Raw genomic sequence first — 25,303 nt, 5'->3', positions numbered from 1 at the left:
GTTCAGAGCTCCAGCACGAGCCGCGCGGACTTGGCGCGCGAGACGCACACGAACATCACATCGTTCGCGTCCTGCTCCTGCTGGCTGAGCAACGAGTCACGGTGGTCGACGACGCCGTCAAGCACACCGGTCTCACACGTGCCGCAGGTCCCCTCGGTGCACGACGACAGGATCGGCACGTCGGCCTCTTCCAGCACCTGGAGGATCGACTTGTCGGCGGGGACGCTGAGCACCGTGCCGGACTCCGCGAGCTCGACCTCGAATTCGCTGGCATCGCCCTGCAGTTCGAGCGCCTTCGGAGCGAAGCGCTCCGTCCGCAGCATCTGGGGGCGATCGGCACAGCGTTGCTCGACAGCGGCTAGCAGCGGCTCGGGACCACAGCAGTAGACGAGCGCGTCCGCGATCCCGGGGTCGCCCAACAGGGCGTCGAGGTCGATCAACCCGACCTCGTCCTGCGGCACGAGACGGACCCGGTCGCCGTACTGCTCGACGAGCGTGCCGGCGTACGCCATCGAATCCCGGGTGCGGCCACCGTAGGTGAGGGTCCACTCCGCGCCGGCACTCTGCGCGGCGGCGAGCATCGGGATGATCGGGGTGATGCCGATCCCGCCGGCGACGAACACGTAGCGCGCCGCGGGTGCCAGCTCGAAGTGGTTGCGCGGGCCGCGGACCTGCACCGTCATGTCGGCGGTGAGGGTGTCGTGCAGGTACGCCGATCCGCCGCGCCCGTCCGGCTCGCGCAGCACGGCGATCGTCCACGAGGTGGCGTCGGTCGGGTCGCCGCACAGCGAGTACTGCCGTACGTGGTCGGTCGTGACCACGTCGATGTGCGCACCTGCGCTCCACGGAGGCAGTTCGGCGCCGTTCGCCTGACGCAGGACCACCTCGAGCACCCCGGTGGCCGGAGTCGCGACGCGTTCCACCACCAGGTCGAGGGTCGTCTCCTGCTCGTCCCGGCCGGTCATGCCGGCTCCAGGACCTGGGGCCGGCCGGCCGACGGGCTCTCGCCGCCCCTGCCGGAGGAATGACCGTCCGGATGCTCCAGCAGCCACGTCCACAGCGCGATCGGGTCCTCGGACTCCTGTGCCTCACCGCACCAGCAGTAACCCACGAGGATGTCGGTGTTGAGCTTGGACACCACCCGGAAGACGTGCTCGCCGCGCAACATGCGAGCGGGAGTCAGATCGACGTCCGCTGTCATGCCGTCACAGCCTCCCCCTTCGTGAGCTGCCTCGCGATGATGCGCCGGGCAGCGAGACCGCCGGTGTCGATGTTGATCGACAGCTCCTGGTAGTTCTCCTTCTCCCCTTCGACCACGACCTCGAGCACGTCGAGTGCCTCGACGTCCTGCAGGACCACCGTGCGGTTGCTCTCGGCCAGGAAGTCCGAGACACCCTGGTCCTCGAGCGCGAAATCGCGCGCCACCATCCAGAAGTCGTGCGTCGAGTGCTCCGTCTCAGGCGTGATCGCATAGACCACCTCGACGTGGAACGCCGGCTCGTCCCGCCCGTCCTCGGCCGGATCCGGCGTGCCCACCGGAGCGACCCGGCTGTGCAGCAGATAGAGGCACGGCGGGTGGTACTCGATGTCCTGCCACCGGGTGATCCGACCCTCGATGCCGGTCGACGTCGCGTAGAACGGCGGGCACGCGGCGTCGTCCATGTGGCGACTGACGTAGATCACCTGCGCCTCGTCGTCCACCTCCGTCGTGATCGGCGTCTCGGCGACCTCGGGCGTGCCGATGTAGCCGCCGTGCAGATAGGTCTCGTGCGACAGGTCCATGAGGTTGTCGACGAGGAGCCCGTAACGCGCCTTCAGCGGTTCCAGCCCACGCACCGTCGTGTAGTCCGGCGAATCCAGCCAGGGTGCGCGGGGGACGGTCGACTCGTCGGCACGGTCCGTCTCGCCGATCCAGACCCACACCAATGAGTCCTGCTCTAAGAGGTGGAAGGCAGGCACCCGCGCTGTCCGCGGAATGCGCTTCTGGCCCGGCGCGGCGAGGCAGGTGCCGGTCCGGTCGTAGGTGAAGCCGTGGTAGCCGCAGATGACGTTGTCGTCCACCAGGTGGCTCTTGGACAGCGGGAAGCGGCGGTGCACGCAGCGGTCGGCCAGGGCGACGACCTCCCCGTCGGAGGTGCGGTAGAAGACCATCGGCTCGCCGCAGATCGTGCGCGCCATGAGCTCTTCGGTCACCTCCGCCGAGTACGCCGCGACGTACCACTGGTTGCGGGGCCAACTGGACATGGGAACCTCCGGAGCTCGAGAACAGTGAACTGCGTTCACCATGACGTGGGTCACACCGCGGACGCTGTAGCGTTTCCGCCAGCCGGAAGACCGAACGGGGGTGGACGCATGCCGCAGCAGCGGTCACTGAGCACCCGGACCATGGATGTGCTGGCGGCGTTCACGGCGGACAACCCCCACCTCTCGCTGTCCGACATCAGTCGCCGCGCCGGGTTGTCCCTCACCACGACCCATCGCATCGTCGCCGACCTCGCTGGGTGGGGAGCCCTCGAACGAGGCCCCGACGGGCGGTACGACGTGGGCCTGCGGCTCTTCGAGACCGCGGCGCTCGCCCAGCGCGGGCCGGCGCTGCGGGAGATCGCGCTGCCCTATCTGGAGGACTTGTACGAGGCCACCCACGAGAACGTGCAGCTCGCGGTCCGGGAGGGACTGGAGGTGGTCTACATCGAGCGCATCGCCGGTCGCGATGCGGTGCCGGTGCTGACCCGGGTCGGTGGCCGGTTCGCTCTGCACGCCACCGGGGTGGGGTTGGTGCTTCTGGCCTTCGCGCCGCGGGAGATCCAGGAGCGGGTGCTGAGTGAACCGTTGACGACCTGGACGACGCAGACGATCAGCGACCCGGCGACGCTGCGCGCCACCCTGGCGGACGTGCGACGCAGCGACCACGCCGTCAGCCGCGGTCAGGTGACCCTGGACGCGCTCTCCCTCGCCTGCCCCGTCCGCGGATCCGACGACGAGGTCGTGGCCGCTGTCTCGGTGGTCGTGCAGATCGACACCGACCCGCGCGGACTGCTGCCCGCCCTGCGCGCGGCCAGCCGCAGCATCTCCCGCGCGCTGGGGTCGCCGAGAGCCCGCCGGTCGGACGCCCGGCCACCGGACGCCTGAGTCTCAGCCGGGCCCCGACCGATCGCCCGCCGTCGGCTGCAGCGAGCGGCCGATGCCCTGCGCGGCGACCCGCAGGGCCGTCACCAGGCGCGGCCGGTCACGGCGCAGGTCGGCGACCACCACTCCGAGCGCGGCGACGACCTGCTCGCCGTCGGCGGCGCGGATCGGCACGGCGGCCGAGCAGGCGCCGAGGGTCATCTCCTCGGTCGTGGTGGCGTAGCCGTCGCGGCGTACGCGGTCCAGTTGCCGGCGCATCCGAGCCGCCGACGTGACGGTGTACGGCGTGACCCTCGACAATGATGCCAACACCTCCTCCTGCACCGCGGCGGGTGCGTAGGCGAAGAGCACCTTGCCCACGCCGGTGGAGTGCAGCGGCAGGCGGGAGCCGACGGTGCTCACGACCGGCACCGACGCGTTGCCGGAGATGCGTTCCAGATAGAGCACCTGGGCCCGGTCCCTGATCGCCAGGTGCACGGTGGCGCGGGTGGCCGCGTGCAGGTCGGTGAGGAACGGCGAGGCGATCTGCCGCAGCCCGGTCTGCACCGGGGCGAGCAGCCCGATGTCCCAGAGTCGCCGGCCGACGACGTACTCCCCCGACGCACGCCGGGTCAGCGCACCGCCTGCGACCAACTCGGAGGCGATCCGGTACGCCGTGGGCACCGGAAGGTGTGCGCGCCGAGCGAGCGGGGTCAGCGCGAGGCTGCGGTGATCCTCGTCGAACGCGGACAGCACGGCGAGCGCACGGGACACGACCGACGCCCCGGGCGTCGCGGTGTTGCCGGCCATCGAGAATTCCTTTCACTCAGCGGAAGCTTAGCCTCGACGTGATGCGGGCCACTCCCCTAGCGTCCTCAAGGTGAGCACTGCAGCCGCATCCCCGCCCGGAGAGTTGGCGAGCCAACGGACCATCTCCTCCGAGATCGAGCAACTCCGGACGGCATGGACCGCCGGTGACGCGCAACCGCGGATCGACTACCCGCCGTACCGCAGCTCCGTGCTGCGCCATCCGACGAAAGCCCTGCACCCCGCCGATCCCGAGGCGGCCGAGCTGGTCGCGCCGGTCTTCGGCCACTCCGACGTCGCCCCGCTCGAGGCGGATCTGACGATCCAGGACCGCGGTGAACCGATCGGTGAGCGGATCCTGGTCACCGGCCGGGTGCTCGACGGCGAGGGGCGCCCGGTGCGCCATCAGTTGGTGGAGATCTGGCAGGCCAACGCCGCTGGCCGCTACGTGCACCAGCGCGATCAGCACCAGGCACCGCTCGACCCGCATTTCACCGGCACCGGACGTTGTCTGACCGACGCCGAGGGTGTCTACCGGTTCGTGACGATCAAGCCGGGCCCCTACCCCTGGCGCAACCACCACAACGCCTGGCGCCCGGCGCACATCCACTTCTCGCTCTTCGGCACCGACTTCACCCAGCGGCTGATCACCCAGATGTACTTCCCTGGCGATCCGCTCTTCGGCCTGGATCCGATCTACCAGTCGATCACCGACCCGGCCGCGCGCGAGCGCCTGCTCGCGCACTACGACCACGACCTGTCCGAGCACGAGTGGCAGCTGGGCTACCGGTGGGACATCGTGCTGACCGGATCGCATTCGACGCCGATGGAGCGCCCGGAGGAGCACGATGCCTGAGCCCGACCCCACGCCCGGCCAGACGATCGGCCCGTTCTTCGCATACGCCCTCCCGTACGAGCGCGACCACGAGCTCGTCCGGCCGACGGTGGATGGTGCACTGCGGCTGCACGGCACGGTGTACGACGGCGCGGGCGTGCCGGTGCCCGACGCCCTGCTGGAGATCCGTCAGGCCGACGGCGCCGGGAGGGTGCCGACTCTCGAGGGATCGATCCGGCGCGACGGCACGGCGTTCACCGGCTGGGGCCGCTGTCAGACCGATGCGGTCGGGCGGTACTCGTTCACCACGATCGAGCCCGGCGGCTCCGGCGCGCCGTTCGTCGCCGTCGTCGTCTTCGCGCGAGGGCTGCTGCACCGGCTCTTCACCCGTGCCTACCTCCCCGGGGCGAACGCGTCCTCCAGTCCCCTTCTCGCGTCGCTGGATCCGCAGATCCACGAGCGCCTCATCGCCGTCCGCGAGGACGACAGCAGCCTGCGGTTCGACGTGCACCTGCAGGGAGACCTCGAGACGCCGTTCCTGACTTTCCCCGGTGAGGTATGAGCGAATACGGGCTGCTCACTCCGGGGTCGTTCCGTGCCGCGGGTGTGGTCGATGACCGCGCGGTCGCGGACGCGATGGTGCGCGTGGAGCTGGGCTGGGTGAGCGCACTGGCCGCCGTCGGAGCGATCGACCGAGATCGGGCCGAGCGGATCGCGGCTGCCGCTGCCGACTGGACCCCTGACCTCGCGGTCATCGGCGCCGCGACCGAGGCTGTCGGCAACCCGGTCGTGCCGATGCTGCACCAGCTGCGGGAGCGGCTGCAACCGGCCGATGCCGCCGTCGTCCACCGGGGGCTGACCAGCCAGGACGTGCTCGACACCGCCCTGGTCCTGCTCGGCGCCGACTGCCTCACACGGGTGCGCGCCGACCTCGGCGCGGCCTCCCAGGCGCTCGCGCGGCTGGCCGATGCGCACCGCGCCAGCGTGATGGCCGGTCGCACGCTGACGCAGTACGCGGTGCCGATCACGTTCGGGCTCAAGGCAGCCCATTGGCTGGCCGGACTGATCGAGGCCGCCGACGACGTGGCCGCGACGCTGGCCGGCCTCCCGGTCCAGTGCGGCGGGGCCGCAGGGACGCTCGCGCTCTCGGGCGAGCTCACAGCCGACCCCGTGGCGCTGGCCGCGGCGTTCGCGGGCGAGCTCGGACTCGTCTGGCCGGGCCTCCCGTGGCACACCCGCCGGCGGGCGGTCACCCGTATCGGCGACACCCTGGTGGCGACGTGCGACGCGCTCGGGCACCTCGGCGCCGATGTGGCCACTCTGTCCCGCCCGGAGATCGGCGAGCTGCACGAGGCCGCAGCAGCCGGTCGGGGCGGCTCGTCGACCATGCCGCACAAGCACAACCCGATCCTCAGCGTGGTCATCCGGTCGGCCGCGATGCAGTCGCCCCAGCTCGGAGCTCAACTGCACCTGGCGGCCGCCCTCGCCGTCGACGAGCGACCCGACGGCGCCTGGCACAGCGAGTGGCCCGCACTGCGCCGGCTGCTCGAACTCACCGTGACGGCGGCCTCGCAGGCCGCCGAGCTCGCCGCCGGCTTGGAGGTGGATGCCGACCGGATGCTGCAGCGGGCCACCGACGCTGCGGCGGACCTCCTCGCAGAGCGGGGCGACGACGGCGCCGGTGACCCCGCGTCGTACCTCGGAGCCACGGACGCGTTCATCGACACCGTCCTGGCCCGGCTCTCCACCGGCGGACCCGAACATGCCTGACCCCGACACCGCAGGAGCACACCGATGAGCGACGACCCTTACGACGCCGGAATGGCGGTGCGGCGCAGCGTGCTCGGCGACGCGCACGTCGACCGGGCCGAAGCCCGCAAGGACGACTTCACGCAGGACTTCCAGGATCTGATCACCCGCTACGCGTGGGGCAGCGTGTGGACCCGCCCTGGACTGGATCGCCGTTCCCGCAGCATCGCCACCCTCACCGCGCTCATCGCCCGCGGCCACTGGGACGAGTTCGAGATGCACGTGCGGGCCGCGCGCACCAACGGGCTCAGCGTCAAGGAGATCGGCGAGGTGATCCTGCAGTCCGCGATCTACTGCGGTGTGCCGGCGGCCAACCACGGGTTCGCGCTCGCCTCCACGGTGCTGCAGGAGACCGATCAGTGAGCGCGGCATTGCGATGACGCGTCCGGCGACCCGCACCCAGGTCGGCATCGTGGGGGCCGGGCCGGCCGGGCTCATGCTCGCTCACCTGCTGCACCGAGCGGGGATCGACAGCGTCGCGGTCGACTCCCGGTCCCGCGAGGAGATCGAGCACACCCACCGCGCCGGGATCCTCGAACGGGACAGCGTGCGAATGCTCGTGGACACCGATGTGTCAGATCGGGTCCTGCGCGAGGGCTATCAGCACGAGGGGATCGCCCTGCGGTTCAACGGAGTGAGCCACCGGATCGACTTCCAGGATCTGGTGGGCGCCTCGGTCTGGCTCTACCCGCAGACGGACGTCTTCGTGGACCTGGCCAACGCGCGGGACCGCGACGGGGGCGACGTCCGGTTCGGGGTCGGCGACACCCGGGTGGTCGACACGACCAGCGACCGTCCCGGCATCCTCTGCACCGACGCCGACGGGGTCGAGCAGGAGATCCGCTGCGACATCCTGGTGGGCGCGGACGGCTCCCGGAGCATGACTCGGCACGAGGTCACCGACCGGCGGCAGTACCACCGCGAGTATCCGTTCGCGTGGTTCGGGATCCTCTGCGAGGCACCGCCGTCGGCACCCGAGCTCATCTACACCCGCTCCGACCGCGGCTTCGCTCTGATCTCCCAGCGCACCGATGCCATCCAGCGGATGTACTTCCAGTGTCCCCCCGACGAGAAGGTCGACGACTGGTCCTCGGACCGCATCTGGGGGGAGCTGCAGACCCGCCTCGCCGGCGAGGACGGCTTCAGCCTGAAGGAGGGCCGCATCCTCGAGAAATCGGTGCTGCCGTTCCGCTCGTTCGTCTGCGAGCCGATGCGGTACGGCAACCTGCTGCTGGCCGGGGACGCCGCTCACACGGTGCCGCCGACCGGCGCGAAGGGCCTCAACCTCGCTCTCGCAGACGTGCGCGTGCTCGCCGAGGTGCTCGAGCAGGTCATCGTGCGGGGGAAGCGCGAGGCCCTGGACGACTACACGCCCCGCGCCCTGGCCCGAGTCTGGAAGGCGCAGCACTTCTCCTACTGGATGACCACCATGCTGCACGCGTCCGGCGATGCCAGTGAATTCGACGTACGACGCCAGCTGGGCGAGTTGGAGGCAGTCACCGGGTCCGCGCACGGCGCCGCGTACCTCGCCGAGGCGTATACCGGCTGGCCACGCGCGTAGCCGAACACCGTCCAGCTCTACTGGGCTAGCTCGACAGCGCCGACATGGCGATCGCGACCACCGCGCCCGCCAACATGCTCGGACCGTAGGCGAATTCGGCTCGCCGATCCGTGCGTCGGCTCATCATCAACGCGGCCGCGACGATGCCGCCGATGACGAAGGCTGCGAACGATGCGCGAATCACAGGTGACCACCCCAGCCAGCCGAGCAGCAGGCCGAGCAGACCGGCGAGTTTCACGTCACCGAAGCCGTAGCCCGACGGCAACAGCATCAGGACGAAGTAGAAGACGAAGAGCACCACTCCGGCGACGATGGCCCGCGTGAACGCAGCCCAGTTCCCGCTGCTGGCTGCGCCGACCGCCAGCAGTAGTAACAGGATCGGATAGCTGGGCAGCTGAATGGCGTCGGGCAGGCGGTGCACGTCGAGGTCGACGAACCCCAACGCGATCATGACCCAGCCGGCGACGACGAAGACCACCGTGATCAGGATCGGCTGGTGCGGGCTCACTGCCGCCCAGAGCAGCGCTCCCACCGCCGCAGTCGCTGGGATGACCCACCAGGTGCGTCGGGCCGGCAGGTCACGTTCGGCCGACAAACGGTAGCCGCCGAGGCGCAACCATGCCCGCAGCAACGCGCCCACCGCTGCCCCCGCAACGAATACGAGCACGACAGCACTACTTACGGGCACTCTCGCCCCTTTCGCATCGATTCGTGCACGATCAGTGGCTGAAGGCCTTCATCATGTCCATGGCCGCCGGGCCGAGCAGCACGATGAAGAGCACCGGCAGGATGCACATCATCAGCGGAAAGAGCACTTTGACAGGGATCTGCATCGCCTTCTCCTCGGCGCGCTGGCGTCGTTTCATCCGCATCTCGGCGGCCTGGGTCCGCAGCACGTCGGCGACGGCGACACCGTACTTGTCGGCCTGAACGACGGCGCGGACGAACTTGCGCAGATCCGAGACGGCGGCGCGCTCCGCGAGTCCCTCGTAAGCTTCCTTACGGGACATGCCCACCTGAATGTCCTGCAGGGTGCGGACCAGTTCCTGTCCCAGCGGTCCCTTGCCGTTGCTGGCCGCCCTGGCCATGGCCGAGTCGAAGCCGAGACCGGCTTCGACGGCGATGGTCATCTGGTCGAGGGTGTCGGCTAGTTCGAGAGCGATCGCCTTGGACCGCTCCTGGCCCCTGCTGTGCAGCAGCAGTTCGGGCAGGAAGTACACGACGATCGTGCACACCATCCCGATCATCAGTGGCATCGCACCCGAGTTCGAACTGATGTAGAGAACACTCAGGATCGCAGTGAGCGGTGCGAGGAGGAGCTTCGCGCCGAGCAGTCGATCCACGGGCCAGGCGGGCGGTCGGCCCGCCCGGGCCAGCAGCCGCTCGAGCCGACGGATCGAACCGGGCGGCGTCAGACGCCGGACGAGGTGACCCGCTGGGACAGGAGCCAGAGAACTGACAGTCCCTTCAGCAAGTCCGCCCTCGGCAGCGGTGAAGCCTCGCGCCAGGTTCGACACGGCACGTTGGTGCGTGCCGTCCGAGCGAGCAAGCACAGCCCAGCACAGCAGCCCCAACGACAGACTGCAGGCGCTGATGCCGGCAACGACCATGGGCGACACGGGTACTCCCTTCATTGAACGCACGGCGATGCACGAACTCAGAATTTGAAGCTGACCACCTTGCGCAGCCACAGGGTTCCGACGACCAACAGCAGACCCGCGACGCCCAAGAGGGCGTAGCCGATCGCGCTCTGAGTGAACTTGGCGATGTAGGCAGGATTGGACACGGCGAGAAACGCCACGATCCCGAAAGGCAACGCTATGAGCACGTATGCGGACAGTTTGCCTTCGGCGCTGAGCGCCTTGACCTGTCGACGGATCTGGTTGCGCTCACGGATCGTACGACCGACGCCGTCGAGCACCTCCGCGAGGTTCCCGCCCACCTCCCGGTTGATCGCGATCGCCTGTGTCACCCAGACGAAGTCCTCACTCTGCAGACGTTTACCGGTCTCATCCAGTGCAAGGCTCAGGTCACGGCCCATGCGAGTCTCGTTGATGATGCGGGAGAACTCCCCCGCTGTCGGCTCGTCGGCCTCGCGCGACACAGAATCCAGCGCCTGGAGCAGACTGTGCCCGGCGCGCAGACCGCTGGCCAGCAATTGGAGGGAGTCCTCGAGCTGGTCGGCGAACTTGCCCTGACGGCGTGCGGCCAGCCGTCCCAGCCAGAGCTTGGCCATCAGAGCCACCACCAGCGCCAGGCCGATCCCGAGCAGCGGTCCGAGCAGGAGCAATCCGAGCGCCGCCGAGGCCAAAGCGGCGGCGCACACCATCAGGATGAAGTCCTGGACGCCGACTCTCAGCCCCGCGCGTTCCAGGGCTGCCGCCGCGGAACGGCCGCCACCATGCCGACGCAGCAGATTATCGATGAAACTGGTGGCCGCGGCGGTCGCGCTGGTCAGGGCACTGGGACCGGCATCCGTACCCGGACGCCGACGCTCCCTCGGCAGGCGGACGGGACCGGGAGCCAGCATCACGTACAGCCCAACGAGCAGCGCAAGGGTGCACGCCCCCACACCAGCGGCGGCGGCGCCGGACGCCAACGGCGAATTCATCGCGCCGGTCGCGCAGTGGTCGGGACACCGAACACGCGCGGGGAGATCGTGATGCCCAGCTCGGTGAAGCGATCGGTGAAACGCGGGCGGACCCCGGTCGGGCGCGACTTGCCCAGGAAATGGCCACTGGCGTCGACGCCCGCGGAGTAGTCGAAGAGGAAGGCGTCCTGCAGGGTGACGATCTGGCCCTCCATGCCCTGCACCTCCGTGACCGCGGTGACCCGACGGGTCCCGTCCCGCATGCGGGTCAACTGCACGATGACGTCGACTGCGGAGGCGATCTGCTCGCGGATCGCCCGCAATGGCAGGTCCATCCCGGCCATGAGCACCAGGGTTTCCAGGCGCGCGATGGCGTCACGCGGTGAGTTGGCGTGCACGGTGGACAGCGACCCGTCGTGGCCGGTGTTCATGGCTTGCAGCATGTCCAGGCTCTCCCCGCCACGCACCTCGCCGACCACGATCCGATCGGGACGCATCCGCAGGGAGTTGCGCACCAACTCGCGGATACTGATCTCGCCCTTGCCCTCGATGTTCGGTGGACGGCTCTCCAGGCGGACGACGTGCTCCTGCTGCAACTGCAGTTCCGCTGCGTCCTCGATCGTGATGATCCGATCGCCCTCGGGGATGAAGGACGACAGCACGTTCAGCAAGGTGGTCTTACCGGTGCCGGTACCACCGGAGACGATGATGTTCAGCCGCGCCTCGACGCAGGCGTGCAGCAGTTCGGCCATCTCCGGCGACATCGTCCCGAAGCTGATGAGGTCATCGACCTGGAACGGGTCCTTGGAGAACTTGCGGATCGTCAGTGACGAGCCGCTGAAGGCCAGCGGCGGGATCACCGCATTGACGCGGGAGCCGTCGGCGAGCCGGGCATCCACCAACGGTGACGACTCGTCGATGCGGCGCCCGACCCGGGAGACGATGCGCTCGATGATCCTGCGCAGCTGCTCCTCAGAGGTGAAGTGCGCACTGCTACGCGTCAGCTTTCCCGCCTGCTCGACGTACACGTTGTCCGGACCGTTCACCATGATCTCGGTGATCGTGGGGTCGTCCAGCAGTCGCTGCAACGGGCCGTGCCCGGTGGCGTCGTCCTGCAGTTCGTCGACGAGTCGACGCCGCTCGCCCTTGGTCAGCGGGACCTTCTCCTCGTCCACCACCCGGTTGAGTTCGCTATGGACGAGCGCGTGGAGCTGGTCCTGGGTGAGGTTGGGGTCGTTGAGCCGCGCGCCCATCCGTTCGAACAGCGCGGTGTTCGCGCGGTCCTTCAGCTTCGCCAGCGCGTCGATCGGCGGAGCTGCAGCGACGTGCGCGGGCGTCAGTTTCGGCTTCACCGTCAGGTTGGGCGTGTGCCCGTGGAACGTAGTTCGCTCGAGGGGGGCCGTCCGCTCCCCCGGGGTCGCGGCCGGCGGGGACACCTGCGGCGCGACGGCAGCCGGAACCGACCGGTCACCACCCTCGGGCACCGGTCGACTCCCCGGGTCGCCCTTCTGCGCGCGGGCAGCGTCGAGCCGTTCGGACAGGCTCATCGCGCCCACCGCGCCCGTGCCCTCGCCCGGTGCCGGCCGATCACCGAGGTTCGCTTGAGCGCGGGCCTCTTCGGCGAGGGTTTCCGCGGTACAGCCGGAGCCGGCTCGGGCCCCTTCGACATGGCCGCAATGGGCACGGGCCGAGGTGCCACGACGGCAGGAGCCTGCCTCGGGGCGCGCACCTCGGTCGGCACAGCCTTTACAGCCGGTGCGGCCAAGTCGACGAACTGTTCGACCAGTCGTCGCAGCTGCTTGGTCATCGGGTCACGTACGCCGCTCTGCAGCAGCGGGATGCCCTGGTTCACCGAGGTCGGGACCGCCTTGGATCGGGGGAGGACGAAATCCACGCCTGTACGGATCGTGGCCTCGACGTCAGCGGTCGAGAGGCCGCTGCGGCGATCGGCCATGTTGAGCAGCACCGTGTGTCGCTCCGGGATCATCTCCAGCTCACCGAGAATGTCCAGTTCCTTGCGCAGGCCGCGGACACCGGGCACGTCCATGCTGGTCATCAGGACGAGGTCGGTACTGCGGTCCAGTGCGGCCAGGGTGTGCTCGGACAAACCAGGGGCGGTGTCCACCACCACGTACGCGAACTCCGAAGCCAGCATCTCCAGCAGCCGACTCACGTCCTGCCCGGTGACGTTGTCGGCGGCGGCCGGCGTCGGCGGCCCGCAGATCACGTACAGGCCGCTGGCATGCTGGGTCAGGAAGGTCTTCAGCACCATCGTGTCGCGGGTGGCGGGCCCATCGACGGTCTCGACCAGAGAGTGTTCCGGGTCCAGGTTCAACGCGCTGGCCACGTCGCCGAACTGGACATCCAAGTCCACCAGAACGGTGGGCAGAGACGTCTTCTGTGCCAGTCCGATAGCCAGGTTGGTCGCGACCGTGGTCTTGCCGACGCCACCCTTCGGGGACACGACACCGATCACCCGTCCGTCTCGACGGCCTGCCTGCGTAACTGCGGTGGCGGGACCGGCTGCAGCGAACGCGTGGGGCTGACGGGCCAAGTGGCCGGCGCGTTCGAGCACCCACCGGATGTGCGGCTCCTCCGCGCCGGGATCGAGGACGTCACGCACGCCGGCGCGCATGGCCGGCAGGGCGATCTCGTCGCCTGCATCGCTGACCAACACGACGGCGATGTCGGGGCACTGCCGCTGCAAGAGATCCGCCAGCGCCAACGCCTGGCCGGGAGCGGCGGCGGTGTCGTCGAGCATGACGACCTCCGGCCTCGGGCCGTCGGCGAGTTGCCGGAACAGGTGGGCCGGATCGACCGGGAGAGGGCCGGGTGGCAGGCAGCGGGCCCTACCCCCGGTGGCGCGGCGCACCCGCTCCTCGAGGTCGGCTGAGGCGGTCGCCAGGACGATGTCGTTCACTTGTACACGTTCCCCGGGGCCACGATGCGGGTGCCGCCTTCCTTCGCGCTCGAAGGTTCGAGCGAGAGCCAGATGGTGCCGTACTCGGCGGCGTACACGACCTTCTCCGCGTCCGGTGCCATGAGGGCGAGCGTCACCATCACGTTGCCGGTGTACGCCGGTTGGGCTGACGGGGTGGGCGAACCGTCGGTCGTGGGCGAGGCGGTGGGCGCGGTGCCTTGGACGGCGGTGACGAGCACCTTCTGCAAGGTCAGATGGGTGTACCCCGTCTGCGTCTTGTCTTTCAACGAGATGAACACCCCGACAGTGCTGCCCGCACTGAGGTGGCCTCCGAGCACCCGCTCCGACTCAAGCATCACCGAGATCTGCTGCATCCCGTTGGGGACAGTGACCTGGCCAGGGGCGAGGAGGGTTTTGCGATCCGCGAAGTTGCTTGCGAACACTTGCTCGCCCGGTTGAATGTCGGTGGTGGTGACCTGACCGCTGACCGAGGCGAGGCTGGATAGCGTGCCGGCGGCCACCGCTGTCCTCGGAAGCGACTTCAGGACCGCCATATCCCGCACTTTCGCAACTGCCGTGCCCTTGGGGATGGCCGAAGTGGCGACCAGAACCGGAGTGGTCTGCATCCCCGCGGCGGCGCGCCGGTCTGCACCGGCGACGTAGGACAAGAGCAGGACGGCCCCCACCAGGGCCAGCAGGACGGCCGCTACAGCGGCGATGATGCGACGTCTCACGAGCAGGTGTCTTTCTACTTCGTAAGGGTGACTACGGAGGCGCCGAGATTGGGCGCCCCGCTGCCGTAGTGGAAGGCGGAGTTCATGTCCACGAACTGCAGGAAGTAGCCCTTGATGCAGTCGACGTTCGGCTTGAGGCACTCGCTGGCGTTGAAGGTGTACTTGGATTTGAAGTTGTACCCGACCAAGCGGAAGGCGGCGTAGCCGTAGACGTGGTACGAGGCGTTCGCACCGTTGCCGGACGCCTGGTCGAAGATCGGCAGCAGCACCACCTGGCCCTGCTGTGCCGCGATGTTCGCCGCAGTGCAGCCACCCGGCACCGATGATCCCGTCGAGGACGACAGCATGGAGCTGGTGGAGCTGGTAGCGCTGCACGTCCCGGAGTCCGGTGTGACCCAGCCGAACCCGCCGGGAACGGCGTTGTGCGAAGGGCCCGTGCAGTTGGTGCCGGACGACTTCGTGAAGTAGATCACCCTGGTCGTGGTGCCGGAGGGCAGGCCGCCCCCGGTCTGGGCATTGAACTCGCAGATCGAGAAGGTGAGCGGCAGGGCCGCCGTCCCGCCGGTGGGCGACCCCCACCCCGCGGTGGCGGTCGTGGTGATCGTGGCCTGCGAGTGCCCGAGCACCTCGGCGAAGAGATAGTGACGGACGCCGGCGTTCGACACCGTCACCTGACCGCTGGTCGGGGTGACCCCGGGCGTCACGGTGGCCGTTGCCAGGCCGTCGTTCACATTGGCCGTCGCCATCGTCTGCACCGTCTGCGAGGGGGTCTGGCAGTTGTTGCGGGCGCAGTCCTGGGCGACGGCCAGCGCGCCGGCATCCGCGCCGCTCTGCAGCTGCTGCTGCTCGGACCACATACCCGCGATGTCGATGGAGAGTGCCGCGAATCCCAGCAGTGGGACCATCAGCAGCGCCACGACGACCGATACCGCTCCTCGCTCCTGCGTCAGCCGTTGCATCGCATGCTTCCCCTGCCGGTCAGCGTGACGCCGGTACCGAACAGATTCGTGAAGAAGTGGAGTGGGTAGGAGATGGTGACCGTGGCTGTCGCGGGCGGCGTCGCACCGCTGGTCGCGCAACTCGCCGGAGATACCGCGATCTGACTGTCCGACAGAGTGATCGAAGATGACGACGCCACACTTTTGGCGGCGGTGCGGGCAGCCGTCGGATCGTTGCTCAGCGCCATCACGCGCACGCTTGCCCGCGCTGCACCCGACAGCGTGGTCTGCGCCTCGTAGGCGCGGCCGAACTCCATGATCCCCCCGGCGAGCAGGATCAGGAGGGGGGCCACCAGGGCGAACTCCACCGCAGCCGCGCCGCGCTCGCGAAGCCGACGCCTTCGTCCCTTCATGTCCAACCTCCCTCGGTTACGCGCCAAGCGCCGCGGTCCCAGCGGGACCGCGGCGCCTGGATCACCCATCGACTGCTGCTAGGAGCTACGCGTCACTTTCCAGTGAGGCTGGTCGCGGCGGAGGAGAACATGTTCTGGATCTGGGTGCTGAGGAGACCGATGGACGCGATGATGGCGACCGCGATGAGGCCGACCAGCAGGCCGTACTCCACGGCCGTCGCGCCGCGCTCCTTGCGGGTCTGCAGGCGGTCCTGAAGACCGACCAGGGTGGTGAAGAAGTACGCGGCAGCAGCGTTCATTTCGGATCTCCTAGGTTGTGAACCGGTCGTCGCCGGATCTTTCGTGAGTAGGCGCCGACTCTGGCGAATCTGCGTCGGCGGTGAGCGTTCCATAAGTTTGCTGTCTGCGCAAGGTTTAGTTCTAGGCATCTTTGCTCCGACTGCACAGACGACGGCTCAGCGTCTCCCGAGACGGGCCGGCTGACTGCGGAAGATCACGGCGCGCGGGACCGAATCATGTTCTCTAACAGATTGATTCGACTCCATGTCCCCGCTCGACGCATGGCCGATCGCATCGCGCGATGAGCGGGGCGGTCGCTACCAGGACGAGCAGGAACTCCTGGTATCGATCTGCGACATCTGAGATGACAGCGGCGATCCTCCTAGGCGCAATGATGCGCGACGCGTAACGTTGCAATATCTGCACACTACGCTCGAGAGGATCTATAGTGACCGTCATGGGTACGGAAACTCCTGGTCTGCGCGAGTTAAAGAAACAGCAAACTCGCGAGTCGATCGCAGACGCTGCACTCGACCTGACGCTGGAGAAGGGCTTGGAGAACGTCACCATCGAGGAGATCGCGAAAGTCGCGTTCGTCTCGCCCCGTACGGTCTCCAACTACTTCCTCTGCAAGGAGGAGGCCATCGTGGCCGCGGGCACCCAGCCGTCGAAGACACTGCTGGGCGAGTTCGAGGAACGGCCCGCGGGTGAGCACCCGTTGCTCTCCTTGCGCGCCCTGCTGAGCGATTTCGTCGTGGGTCACAGCCCCGAAGAGCTCGAGCTCAGCCTGCGCAAGATGGACCTCAGCCTGCAGTACCCCTCGTTGCGGCCATTCGAGACGGCCCGGTTCGATGAGCTCGAGGAATCCCTGCGGGACGCGATCGCGACACGCACCGGCACCAGCGTCACCACGGACCTGTACCCGTGGCTCGCCGCCGCCGCCGCCATCGCCGCCGTCAAGTCCGCCATGCAGATATGGGCGGCTGCGACGACCTCCACGCTCGGCCTGCGCCAACTCATCGAGGAAGCCTTCGACCAGTTCAGCGCCGGACTCCCAGCGCCGCCGAACACCCCCGCGACCGACTGACGTACGGCCGGCGCTCCCCCTTTCCGAGGCGTCCCGACATCGTTTCAACTGACAGATCGACTCCTGCGGTCGTTCTGAATCGCCACGAATCTCAGCTTCCGCACGACGAGGCACCACTCAGGAGTGTCATGGTCTCGGGTAGGCCGATCGGCGTACTTGCCGAGCGGCAGCCCTCACAGCGGACGCACTCACTTTCCACATGCCATGAGTGGGTCGATGACTCTTACTGGATGTTGTCACGGACGCTCTCTCGGCGGGTCGAGACACTGCCTAGCAGCCGCAGGAGGCCGCAATGACCCAGTTCCCGCATGATGACGGTCCCTACCGGGCGCACTTCAGCGATTCCGCACTGGTCCAGACCCGGCACGATCGCAGACACGCGGGGCACCGCAGGGGGCGAGGACTGGCTGCGGCGGGGATCGCGGCGGCGATCGCCATCGGTGCCGGCGGCGCCGTATGGGCTGAACACAGCCCGACGGCACCGTCGGCAGTAGTTCCCCAGGTCTCGAGCGGTGCAGGGTCCGGTGGCGCCCCGTCAGGTGGCTCCGGGTCCGCACCTGGACCGCGCGGTCAGCTCAATGGCCCCAGCGCCACCGCTGCTTCCTCAACGCTTCCGCGGGCCACGGCTGCCGAAGAGGTGGGTGTCGTCGACATCGACACGGTGCTGGGCTATCAGGACGCGTCCGCCGCAGGCACTGGAATGGTGCTGACCTCGACCGGGGAGGTGCTGACCAACAATCACGTCGTCGACGGAGCGACCAGCATCAAGGTGACCGTGGTCAGCACCGGGGCCAGCTACACCGCCAAGGTCGTCGGGACCGATCCCACCCAGGACGTGGCTGTCCTGCAGCTGCAGGGCGCAGCCGGCCTCAAGACGGTGAAGACCAGTTCGGCCACGGTCGGCACCTCGGAACAGGTGGTCGGAGTCGGGAATGCCGGCGGCGCCGGTGGCACACCCAGCGCCTCCACCGGTCAGGTGACGACCACGAACGCGACCATCACCGCGTCCGATGAGGACGGGTCGAGCGCAGAGACGCTGCACGGGCTCATCCAGATCAACGCCGACATCCAGGCCGGCGACTCCGGGGGCCCGCTCTACGACGCCGCCGGGCGGGTCATCGGGATCGACACGGCGGTCCAGGTCACCACTGTCGAGAGCACGACCAAGGGCTACGCCATCCCTATCGGATCTGCGTTGCGCATTGCGGCTCAGATCGAGAGCGGAACCACGAGCAGCACCGTGCATCAGGGCTATCCGGCATTTCTTGGAATCTCGCTGTCCAGCGATCCCACCTACTCGACGACCGGGGCCATAGTCGAGCAGGTACTCACCAACACCGGCGCCGCTCACGTCGGTCTCAGTGCCGGCGACGTCATCACCGCCATCGGCGCCCACCAGGTCACCGACCCCACCAGCCTGCAATCCATCCTGGCGACCTATCGACCTGGCCAACACGTCAAGATCACCTGGACCGACCAAGAAGGACAATCACAGTCCGCCACCGTCGTCCTGAGCGCGGGCCCTGCCAACTGACGAACACCGGCCCAGATCACCGCCGGCGATCGCCGTGCTCGGGCTGACCTCAGGGTCCGACCCGTGCACCGGGCATTGAAAGGCCCCTGACCTGCGTCTGCGCAGATCAGGGGCCTTTCGGTTCGCTGCGACTTGGCTACGAATGCGCCGAACTAGGAGCGGACCGCTGCAAGACTCAACCCGCCGCGCTCACCGCATCTGGTTACGCAAGTACCTGCTCCCCACTCTTGGACCACTTGCACTTGCCAGGTTGGCAAATTGACACCAAGTGTTTTTCTGGTCTGGTACGAGACGGAGCTGCCGCACGCCACAGCAAAGACCACGCGAGAGTGTCATGCGCTCGGGTCGCCATGCGCCCACGCCGCAGCGCTGGCGTGCAGGGCCGGCCTTACCGTACGTCGGTTGATTTACCTGGGTCATCCTTGCCGCGCCGGCGCCTTGCCGTTCTCGCCAAGCGCGATCCTCACGTGCTGGTCAGGGGTCCGCTGAAGCGGCTACTGCTCGTCACCTCGACCGCCTCGACCTGACGCCGACATGTCCAGGCATGCTCCGCTGCCCGACCCGACCGGCCAGGACGTCCGGACCGCACCACCGTTGCCGCTCGGGGGCCTCTCACGGTGCGACCGAGTCAGGCGGGCGTCATCAACCATTCGGCCGCTGCTTCCAAGGCGTCCTGGTCGGTGGTGACACCGAAGTGATCCAAACCGTCACGGACGGTAATCCGAACGCGATCACCAGCGGCCGGATCACGATCGACGAGTGCCCGTCGGAAGTCCTGCGCGTTACCCGCTGGGATGTGATGGTCCTCGCCGCCGAGCTCAAAGGCGATGCCGACGTCCCGCAGATAATGGTCGAGGTGCCGGACTGGATCGAGTTGTGCGGCGAACCACGCGGAATAGGGATCAGCTTCGCCCTGGTCAAGAAGGTCGGCTGGATCGGTAAGGCTGCGCATGCCGGGTCGCTCCCAACTCGGGGTGGACCCGACGGCCGCGACTCGGCGGATCCGATTGTCTACTCCGGCAAGTGCAATTGCCACGTCGCCGCCCATCGAGACGCCACCGGCGAGCACTGGACCTACGCGGTCGAGCCGGTGCTGTGCCCACGTCAGCACGCGCATGGATTCCAGGGTGGTCCGGCCCAACAGCGGCCACATCCGCAACCGGAACGCCGCCAACACCTCGGCGGCGAAGACCCGCGCGTCCGTCGCCGTGGCGCGTCGGCCGTGCTCCGGCGGATCGAAGCTCACAACCGGGTGCCCCCGCTCCGCCAGCCGAGTCATCGTGGGCCGTTCCTTCTCGGCCGACCCACCAAGGTGGCTGAGCCACAGCACGAGCTCCCGGTCCGCGGACAGGGTCTCAGGAATCAACAACACCACGGGGATGTCATCGACGACATCCTCAATTACGCGCATGCCCACTGATTCTGGATGAGCCGACCCCCTGTGCGCTACCGAGGCGCGGAGTCGCACAGCGACTCAGACTCGGCGCCGGCGACTCTCGGTTCCTCAGCCTGCTGACTGTCCACGGGCCCATGACCCCGACCCAGCTCGTCGAGGCCAACGGCCTGTCCAGCGGCACGGTCAGCGGCGTCCTGCAAAAAGTGGGGAGTCACCCGCGGTCGGTACGTTCCGTGTCGCAGCTGGTCTCAGAACGGTGGTGTCACCGACGGTGCCTTCTGGGTGAGCCGATCCCCTGGTGGGGGTCGCAGACTCGGGGCGGGTGACCATCTCGACCACGGCCCACTCGATGTCACTGTCCGGTCCGAGTTCACGATCAAGACGGGCGGCCTTCTCCAGGAGAGCCCTGAGCCCCTCGATGGGTACGCGCGGTGTCACGCCGCACCCCGAACACCACGGTGTACGCGTCTCAGCGGGTCCGTCATACGTCGGTCTTCGGGGTCGCCCGCACCACAGCCGCGGGCACCGCCGGCTGGCCCGTCATTTCGGGCAGGATCCTGAGCGCGGGTTTCCTCGTGAGCACAGTGGGGGGCGCAATGGCGTGATCGATGTTCTCGGCAGCCTGTACAAGCCACGCGACGACGCTGGACATCGATCGCTGCTGCACCAGGCTGGGTAGCTGCGTCCAGTACTGCAAGTACGCCTCCTGCAAGCGGTCCTCAAGGCGATCACCATGCATAGCGACCAGGTGGGCATAGACCAGGCCGGTCGTCATGTCGTAGATCTGCGCGAACGCGGCCCGGTCTCCCCCGGCGGCAGCAGCCACCTGTGTGCCCCACCGGCGCTCTATCGGCACGGTCTGCCAGCCATGACGCGGTAGCGGCCGCTTGATGGGCGCGTTCCAGGAAGTAAGTCCGACCTGACATCTGCGCAGCGGCGACGTCACTGGAACCTGCGGCTCGTGGCGGCGATGGTGCGCAGGGTCTGCTGTAGTGCGGCCATTTCCTCGGGGGCCAGACCGGTGGCTTCGGTGATGACGGCCCTGATGTGGGGCTCCTGCTCTTGCAGCGCCGCGCCGGCCTCGGTGGCGGAGACGGTCACGACCCGTTCGTCCCGGCTACGGCGAGAGCGCGTCACCAGACCGGCTCGTTCCATCCGCCGCAGCAGCGGGGTCAGCGTGCCGTAGTCCAAGCGCACCGCCTCGGCCAACTCCCCGATGGTCGGCTGCGGTGTGCGCCACAAAACGATTAGAACTAGGTACTGCGGGTATGTCAGGTGGAACTGCGACAGCAGCCGCCGGTACACCGCGGTCACAGCACGAGAAGCCGCGTACAGGTCGAAGCAGACCATCGACTCCAACGAAGGGTCCGGGGCTGGGGTGATCGTGGTCATTTGATCCAGTCTGTCGGCGATAGGAAAACTTGTGTGCAAGTATCTTGCATGCAAGGTCAGATTTCAAGTGATGGGGAGAACGTGATGACGCAGTCCCTTCGTGTGCTGGCGTTGGTGTGCAGCCTGCGCGACAGTTCGTCCGATTCCAGCAGTGATCTGCTGGCCCGCCAGCTCATCGAGCAGATGCCCGACGTGGAGGCCACCGTCGTTCGGGTCGCCGACCATGACGTCAAGGCCGGCGTCGAGGCCGACATGGGTGACGGCGACCAGTGGCCGCAGATCCGGGCCCAGCTGATCGCATCCGACATCGTGATCCTGGCCACCCCCACCTGGATGGGCCAGCCCAGCAGCATCTGCCAACGCGTCCTGGAACGCCTGGACGCAGAACTGTCCGAGACCGACGAGCAGGGTCGTCCCCTGACGTTCGGCAAGGTGGCCGTCGCGGCCGTCGTCGGCAACGAGGACGGCGCCCACCACATCAGCGCCATCGTCTTCCAATGCCTCAACGACGTCGGGTTCAGCATCCCCGCGCAAGGAGTGAGCTACTGGAACGGCGAAGCCATGCACGCCACCGACTACAAAGACCTCGACGCCACCCCCGAGAAGACCGCGAGCACCACCAAGATCGCCGCAGCCAACGCCGTCCACCTGGCACACCTCCTGCAGGCGAACGCCTACCCCGCTACCAGCTGACACCCCTGCCTAGCCCGCGGAGTCGCGGATTCGTCAGCACTTCACCCCAATCCGGTTGCGATCCCATCCGCTGCCCTGGACCGGTTCGAACTACACGACACCAACCATCAAGGAGACACCAACGTGTTCGATAAAAAGACCAACATCGCCTCGCAGGAAGCCTTCGGCGAGGCGGTCAACACCGGCAACCTGGACGCGTTCGACCAGCTCGTCGCGCCCGATGCCGTCGACCATGACCCCGCACCCGGCCAGGGCACCGGCCCCGAGGGCTTCAAGGCGATGTTCACCGACATGCGGACCGCGTTCCCCGATCTGCATGTCGAGGTCGAGACCCTGGTCGCCGACGACGACCAGGTCGCGTTCGCCTACACCCTGACCGGCACCCACAACGGCCCGTTCCAGGGCCACGACGCCACCGGCAAAGCCTTCCAGGTACGCGGAGTCCAGATCAGCAAATTCGCCGACGGCAAGCTCGTCGAACGATGGGGCAGCAGCGACGAACTCGGCATCATGACCCAGCTCGGCCTGGTCTGACCGACTCGACCGCTGACTGGTGCGACCACTTGCATAGTGGAAGTGGAAGCATCAGTCAGCGGTCCGGAACCGATCCTCACCAGTAGCTCAAGTCCCGGCGTGCTCTGGTGCACACGTACACCATTCGGATGGCACCCACCAGTTGAACCAATGCACCTGTCGGTGGCGTCATGCCAACCCGCCGTCAACGGCGATCATTTCTCCGGTGATCCACCGAGCGGCGTCGGATGCAAGGAAGGCAACCACATCGGCAATGTCTTGGGGTTCGCCCAGGCGACCCAGTGCCGTCGCGGCGATGGTCTTCTGGGCCTCGCCGGTGCTATCGGCCCTGTCGGTCCACATGGCCGTGCGGGTCGCGCCCGGCAGCACACTATTGACGGTGATGTGGCGCGGGCCGAGCTCGTGAGCTGCGGCGCGTACCAGCTGGTCGCCGGCCGCCTTGCTCGCCGCATATAAGCCCCCGCCTGGGCGCGGCGCCAGACGAGAGCGAGAAATGACAATGATTCGGCCGCCTGCGGTCAACCGGCGAGCTGACTCGCGTAACGCCGCGAACGTGGCCCGGGTGTTCACCGCAAACACGGTCTCGAACTCAGCGTCGGTGACATCCGCGATCATCGCTGTGTGTCCTACCCCCGCATTGCTGACCACGACATCCACTCGGCCGAAAGACTGTTCCGCGGCATCAAACAGACGGCGTACTTGATCCGGATCGCCAACATCGGCCTGAACCGCTGTAGCCCGTCCCCCGCCGTCGATGATCGAGGCAACAACGCTGTTGGCAGCCGCTCGGTCACTGCGGTAGTTCACCAGCACGCCGAAGCCGTCCGCGGCCAGCCGAACGGCAATCGCCGCGCCGATTCCGTGAGATGCCCCGGTCACCAGGGCCGCCTTCGCTTCACTCATTAGCTCTTCAGTCCGGTGGTCGTGGCACAGCGGGTCCAGGTCATTCTCGAGGATGACGTCGCTGACGTCGATGGCAGTGATGCGGACGCCGTTTCGACACCGGAGCGGTCGGTCGTGAGCGCCCTTTCGACCGGCGACGGTCGACGTGGACTGGGGCCATGGAGTGCTCTCCCCAAGTGGGTCAGCAGGGTGTCGATGAGCCACGATGTCAAGGTTGAACTGGGCTGCTGCCCTGCCCTGACCGGGCGTCCTGACCTTCCATTGATGGCTCGCTGTGGCTTGTCAGCTGACGAGCTTCGGCCACGAACCGTGGGCGAGGCTCCGCGCTTCGTGTCGCCGACCTGGGGGCGGCCGGGGCGCATCTCTTCAACGAGGGCTTCTTCTGAGCCGTACTCGCGCAGGAGGAACGCGTGGCCCTCGGCGGCTGCATCGGCGCCGGTCTCTGCGTGACCGGCGCTGCGCACCGGGTAGTCGGGGTCGGTCAGTAGTGCCTCGGGGCCTCACGTCACGTGGCCGCTTCCGCCGCGCCGTTCGTCAAGATGGCGCACAACCGGGCAATGACCGAGGACAGTCGACGGGAGACCTGCATCCGGCTGATTCCCAGGCGCACACCGATCTGCTGCTGGGTCAGGTCCTCGGCGAATCGCAGGTGCAGCATCATGCCTCGAGCCATCACCGTCCAGTCCTTGAACCGCACGTCAGAGCTACCGCGATGGCGCGGTGGTCAGGGTTCGGGCAGGGGGCGCTGATCGTTGGGGTCGAGACGGTCTTCGCGTTCCCGTTGCAGGTCGGCGCGATACGACTGGGGGTCTTGACGTTGTAACGCGACCGGCCGGGACACCTACCCCCGGATGCGTCGACCGAGGCCTGGTCGTTCAGCGATGCCGCAACCAAGCTGATGTTGCACCTGCAGGGTTCGTTCTCCCAGGCGAGCTGATCGAGCTCACTGGTCCATCGGTTCGGTTCGAGGTGGTCCTCCACTGCGACCTCGGGGCCGAGGCTGAGATTGACCAGCTTGTGGCCGCCACTCTCTATCGCGGCCTTGATCTGGTCCAGGACCCGGTAACCCTCGAGGTCCCGATCGTCGGTGGGTGCTGGGACGCGGAAGCCCTCAACCGGCAGGGGCGGCTGCGGTGCCCGCTGGCCGGGTGCGACGAGGCCGTACAGGACCGTGCCCGTCACTCCAATGCCATGGTCGAGGCAGTCCTGATCCTCGCCATACCCGATTTCGCATGGAGCCCCTGGGCTGTGTCATGGACGCGAGGGTCTCCTTGGGACAGGATCCCAAAGGACCACCCGAATCCTTGCGGCGGTGGAACTGCCGCGCGACGGGGAACGGCAGGTGCACGGCAACGCCACGATCACCGGCGCATACGTGCTCCGCGTCGCCACAGAGCAGCACGCGCCGGGCACGGGGCAACACTGCTCCACAGCCACCCGCGCGCGGCCAAATGGCAGCTGACCGGACTCCCGCTAGTAGGCATGACTCTCGCCGGAGACCACACCTGGCCAGCCCGAGTTTGGATTGACGGCACCGCACAGTGGGCCGGCTCGGTCCGCCGCGGGCCCACGTTCGGTCGATGCGTCAGTCCCACGAAGCGACCGCGCCTCCGGAACCTCACCGATGCATGGCCGATGCGAACGAGAATGAATAAGGCCCCTGAACTGCGTTTTCGCAGTTCAGGGGCCTTACGTACCAGCTCCCCCGGTTGGACTCGAACCAACAACCCTCCGGTTAACAGCCGAATGCTCTGCCAATTGAGCTACAGGGGA

The 25,303-nt window shown here is 67.8% G+C and carries 29 protein-coding genes and 1 tRNA gene; 10 read left to right on the top strand and 20 right to left on the bottom strand.

Annotated features, from left to right (window positions below; genetic code table 11):
- Positions 1-2: 2 nt before the first annotated feature.
- The 3 genes from HNR15_RS06410 to HNR15_RS06400 are packed head-to-tail and all read right to left on the bottom strand — an operon-like array spanning position 3 to position 2,244.
- On the bottom strand, positions 3-965 hold the full coding sequence (locus tag HNR15_RS06410; RefSeq protein WP_179480090.1) for a PDR/VanB family oxidoreductase: 963 nt from the start codon (positions 963-965) through the stop codon (positions 3-5).
- Entirely contained in the window at positions 962-1,201 is a 240-nt protein-coding gene (locus HNR15_RS06405; protein ID WP_218883575.1) for a hypothetical protein, read from the bottom strand. Before HNR15_RS06405 ends, HNR15_RS06410 begins: the two co-directional genes overlap by 4 nt.
- The gene (locus tag HNR15_RS06400) at positions 1,198-2,244 is read right to left on the bottom strand and encodes an aromatic ring-hydroxylating oxygenase subunit alpha (protein WP_179480088.1); all 1,047 of its coding nucleotides are present in this window, start codon (positions 2,242-2,244) and stop codon (positions 1,198-1,200) included. Before HNR15_RS06400 ends, HNR15_RS06405 begins: the two co-directional genes overlap by 4 nt.
- A gap of 108 nt (positions 2,245-2,352) precedes the next feature.
- Here HNR15_RS06400 and HNR15_RS06395 point away from each other — a divergent pair, with 108 nt between their 5' ends.
- Positions 2,353-3,129, top strand: a complete 777-nt coding sequence (locus HNR15_RS06395; RefSeq protein ID WP_179480086.1) for an IclR family transcriptional regulator — start codon at positions 2,353-2,355, stop codon at positions 3,127-3,129.
- Between the two features lie 3 nt (positions 3,130-3,132).
- Here HNR15_RS06395 and HNR15_RS06390 read toward each other — a convergent pair whose 3' ends face one another.
- Positions 3,133-3,915: an IclR family transcriptional regulator gene (locus HNR15_RS06390; protein ID WP_179480084.1), complete on the bottom strand. Its 783-nt coding sequence runs from the start codon at positions 3,913-3,915 to the stop codon at positions 3,133-3,135.
- Positions 3,916-3,985: 70 nt separating this feature from the next.
- On the opposite strand from HNR15_RS06390, the gene pcaH reads away from it, so the two are divergent.
- Genes pcaH through HNR15_RS06365 form a run of 5 tightly spaced genes read left to right on the top strand, consistent with a single transcriptional unit; the run spans position 3,986 to position 8,117 of the window.
- Positions 3,986-4,768, top strand: coding sequence for a protocatechuate 3,4-dioxygenase subunit beta (pcaH, locus tag HNR15_RS06385; RefSeq protein WP_179480082.1), 783 nt, complete (start codon positions 3,986-3,988; stop codon positions 4,766-4,768).
- Positions 4,761-5,309, top strand: a complete 549-nt coding sequence (gene pcaG, locus HNR15_RS06380) for a protocatechuate 3,4-dioxygenase subunit alpha (protein ID WP_179480080.1) — start codon at positions 4,761-4,763, stop codon at positions 5,307-5,309. Before pcaH ends, pcaG begins: the two co-directional genes overlap by 8 nt.
- The gene (locus tag HNR15_RS06375) at positions 5,306-6,517 is read left to right on the top strand and encodes a lyase family protein (RefSeq protein WP_179480078.1); all 1,212 of its coding nucleotides are present in this window, start codon (positions 5,306-5,308) and stop codon (positions 6,515-6,517) included. The genes pcaG and HNR15_RS06375 overlap by 4 nt, the downstream gene beginning before the upstream one ends.
- 24 nt (positions 6,518-6,541) lie before the next feature.
- On the top strand, positions 6,542-6,919 hold the full coding sequence (pcaC, locus tag HNR15_RS06370) for a 4-carboxymuconolactone decarboxylase (RefSeq protein ID WP_179480076.1): 378 nt from the start codon (positions 6,542-6,544) through the stop codon (positions 6,917-6,919).
- Positions 6,920-6,932: 13 nt separating this feature from the next.
- Positions 6,933-8,117, top strand: coding sequence for a 4-hydroxybenzoate 3-monooxygenase (locus HNR15_RS06365; protein ID WP_179480074.1), 1,185 nt, complete (start codon positions 6,933-6,935; stop codon positions 8,115-8,117).
- 25 nt (positions 8,118-8,142) lie between these two features.
- Here the strand turns inward: HNR15_RS06365 and HNR15_RS06360 are convergent, their stop codons facing one another.
- The 9 genes from HNR15_RS06360 to HNR15_RS06320 all read right to left on the bottom strand — a co-directional run bounded on the left by HNR15_RS06360 (position 8,143) and on the right by HNR15_RS06320 (position 16,011).
- Complete coding sequence (locus HNR15_RS06360) at positions 8,143-8,784, bottom strand: prepilin peptidase (protein ID WP_179480072.1); 642 nt, start codon at positions 8,782-8,784, stop codon at positions 8,143-8,145.
- Between the two features lie 52 nt (positions 8,785-8,836).
- A complete protein-coding gene (locus HNR15_RS06355; protein ID WP_246306107.1) occupies positions 8,837-9,727 on the bottom strand; it encodes a type II secretion system F family protein in 891 nt (296 codons plus the stop codon).
- Between the two features lie 47 nt (positions 9,728-9,774).
- Entirely contained in the window at positions 9,775-10,728 is a 954-nt protein-coding gene (locus HNR15_RS06350; protein WP_179480067.1) for a type II secretion system F family protein, read from the bottom strand.
- A complete protein-coding gene (locus HNR15_RS06345; protein WP_179480065.1) occupies positions 10,725-12,254 on the bottom strand; it encodes a TadA family conjugal transfer-associated ATPase in 1,530 nt (509 codons plus the stop codon). The genes HNR15_RS06350 and HNR15_RS06345 overlap by 4 nt, the downstream gene beginning before the upstream one ends.
- Positions 12,251-13,627, bottom strand: a complete 1,377-nt coding sequence (locus HNR15_RS06340; RefSeq protein ID WP_179480063.1) for an AAA family ATPase — start codon at positions 13,625-13,627, stop codon at positions 12,251-12,253. Before HNR15_RS06340 ends, HNR15_RS06345 begins: the two co-directional genes overlap by 4 nt.
- On the bottom strand, positions 13,624-14,361 hold the full coding sequence (gene cpaB, locus HNR15_RS06335) for a Flp pilus assembly protein CpaB (protein WP_179480061.1): 738 nt from the start codon (positions 14,359-14,361) through the stop codon (positions 13,624-13,626). The genes HNR15_RS06340 and cpaB overlap by 4 nt, the downstream gene beginning before the upstream one ends.
- A gap of 14 nt (positions 14,362-14,375) precedes the next feature.
- Positions 14,376-15,320 carry a pilus assembly protein TadG-related protein gene (locus HNR15_RS06330; protein WP_179480058.1) on the bottom strand — a complete coding sequence of 315 codons (945 nt, stop codon included), beginning with the start codon at positions 15,318-15,320 and terminating at the stop codon, positions 14,376-14,378.
- Entirely contained in the window at positions 15,308-15,712 is a 405-nt protein-coding gene (locus HNR15_RS06325; protein WP_179480056.1) for a TadE/TadG family type IV pilus assembly protein, read from the bottom strand. Before HNR15_RS06325 ends, HNR15_RS06330 begins: the two co-directional genes overlap by 13 nt.
- Positions 15,713-15,804: 92 nt before the next feature.
- Positions 15,805-16,011 carry a Flp family type IVb pilin gene (locus HNR15_RS06320; protein ID WP_179480054.1) on the bottom strand — a complete coding sequence of 69 codons (207 nt, stop codon included), beginning with the start codon at positions 16,009-16,011 and terminating at the stop codon, positions 15,805-15,807.
- A 437-nt stretch (positions 16,012-16,448) separates the two neighbouring features.
- Between HNR15_RS06320 and HNR15_RS06315 the strand changes: the two genes are divergently transcribed.
- Positions 16,449-17,078: a TetR/AcrR family transcriptional regulator gene (locus tag HNR15_RS06315; protein ID WP_179480052.1), complete on the top strand. Its 630-nt coding sequence runs from the start codon at positions 16,449-16,451 to the stop codon at positions 17,076-17,078.
- 637 nt (positions 17,079-17,715) lie between these two features.
- A complete protein-coding gene (locus tag HNR15_RS06310; RefSeq protein WP_179480050.1) occupies positions 17,716-18,612 on the top strand; it encodes a trypsin-like peptidase domain-containing protein in 897 nt (298 codons plus the stop codon).
- A gap of 628 nt (positions 18,613-19,240) precedes the next feature.
- Here the strand turns inward: HNR15_RS06310 and HNR15_RS06305 are convergent.
- From HNR15_RS06305 to HNR15_RS06295, 3 genes are all read right to left on the bottom strand, one after another.
- Positions 19,241-20,023, bottom strand: coding sequence for an alpha/beta hydrolase family protein (locus tag HNR15_RS06305; protein WP_179480048.1), 783 nt, complete (start codon positions 20,021-20,023; stop codon positions 19,241-19,243).
- Positions 20,024-20,489: 466 nt separating this feature from the next.
- Positions 20,490-20,834: an RNA polymerase sigma factor gene (locus HNR15_RS06300; RefSeq protein ID WP_179480046.1), complete on the bottom strand. Its 345-nt coding sequence runs from the start codon at positions 20,832-20,834 to the stop codon at positions 20,490-20,492.
- Between the two features lie 116 nt (positions 20,835-20,950).
- A complete protein-coding gene (locus tag HNR15_RS06295) occupies positions 20,951-21,400 on the bottom strand; it encodes a MarR family winged helix-turn-helix transcriptional regulator (protein ID WP_179480044.1) in 450 nt (149 codons plus the stop codon).
- A gap of 84 nt (positions 21,401-21,484) precedes the next feature.
- On the opposite strand from HNR15_RS06295, the gene HNR15_RS06290 reads away from it, so the two are divergent.
- Positions 21,485-22,093 (top strand): flavodoxin family protein, encoded by a 609-nt coding sequence (locus tag HNR15_RS06290; RefSeq protein WP_179480042.1) that lies wholly within the window; start codon positions 21,485-21,487, stop codon positions 22,091-22,093.
- Between the two features lie 123 nt (positions 22,094-22,216).
- Entirely contained in the window at positions 22,217-22,627 is a 411-nt protein-coding gene (locus HNR15_RS06285) for an ester cyclase (RefSeq protein ID WP_179480039.1), read from the top strand.
- Positions 22,628-22,795: 168 nt separating this feature from the next.
- On the opposite strand, the gene HNR15_RS06280 is transcribed toward HNR15_RS06285, so the two are convergent.
- The 4 genes from HNR15_RS06280 to HNR15_RS06265 form a co-directional block, all read right to left on the bottom strand.
- Complete coding sequence (locus HNR15_RS06280) at positions 22,796-23,530, bottom strand: SDR family oxidoreductase (protein ID WP_179480037.1); 735 nt, start codon at positions 23,528-23,530, stop codon at positions 22,796-22,798.
- Between the two features lie 505 nt (positions 23,531-24,035).
- Positions 24,036-24,203 (bottom strand): sigma factor-like helix-turn-helix DNA-binding protein, encoded by a 168-nt coding sequence (locus HNR15_RS06275; protein ID WP_179480035.1) that lies wholly within the window; start codon positions 24,201-24,203, stop codon positions 24,036-24,038.
- Positions 24,203-24,712 (bottom strand): S8/S53 family peptidase, encoded by a 510-nt coding sequence (locus tag HNR15_RS06270; protein WP_179480033.1) that lies wholly within the window; start codon positions 24,710-24,712, stop codon positions 24,203-24,205. The genes HNR15_RS06275 and HNR15_RS06270 overlap by 1 nt, the downstream gene beginning before the upstream one ends.
- A 518-nt stretch (positions 24,713-25,230) precedes the next feature.
- Positions 25,231-25,303: transfer RNA gene (locus HNR15_RS06265), tRNA-Asn, on the bottom strand.

The organism is Allobranchiibius huperziae (assembly GCF_013410455.1).
In the GTDB taxonomy this organism is placed as follows: domain Bacteria; phylum Actinomycetota; class Actinomycetes; order Actinomycetales; family Dermatophilaceae; genus Allobranchiibius; species Allobranchiibius huperziae.
Note: the sequence above shows the minus strand (reverse complement) of the source record. Positions and strands in the feature narration are given on the sequence as shown.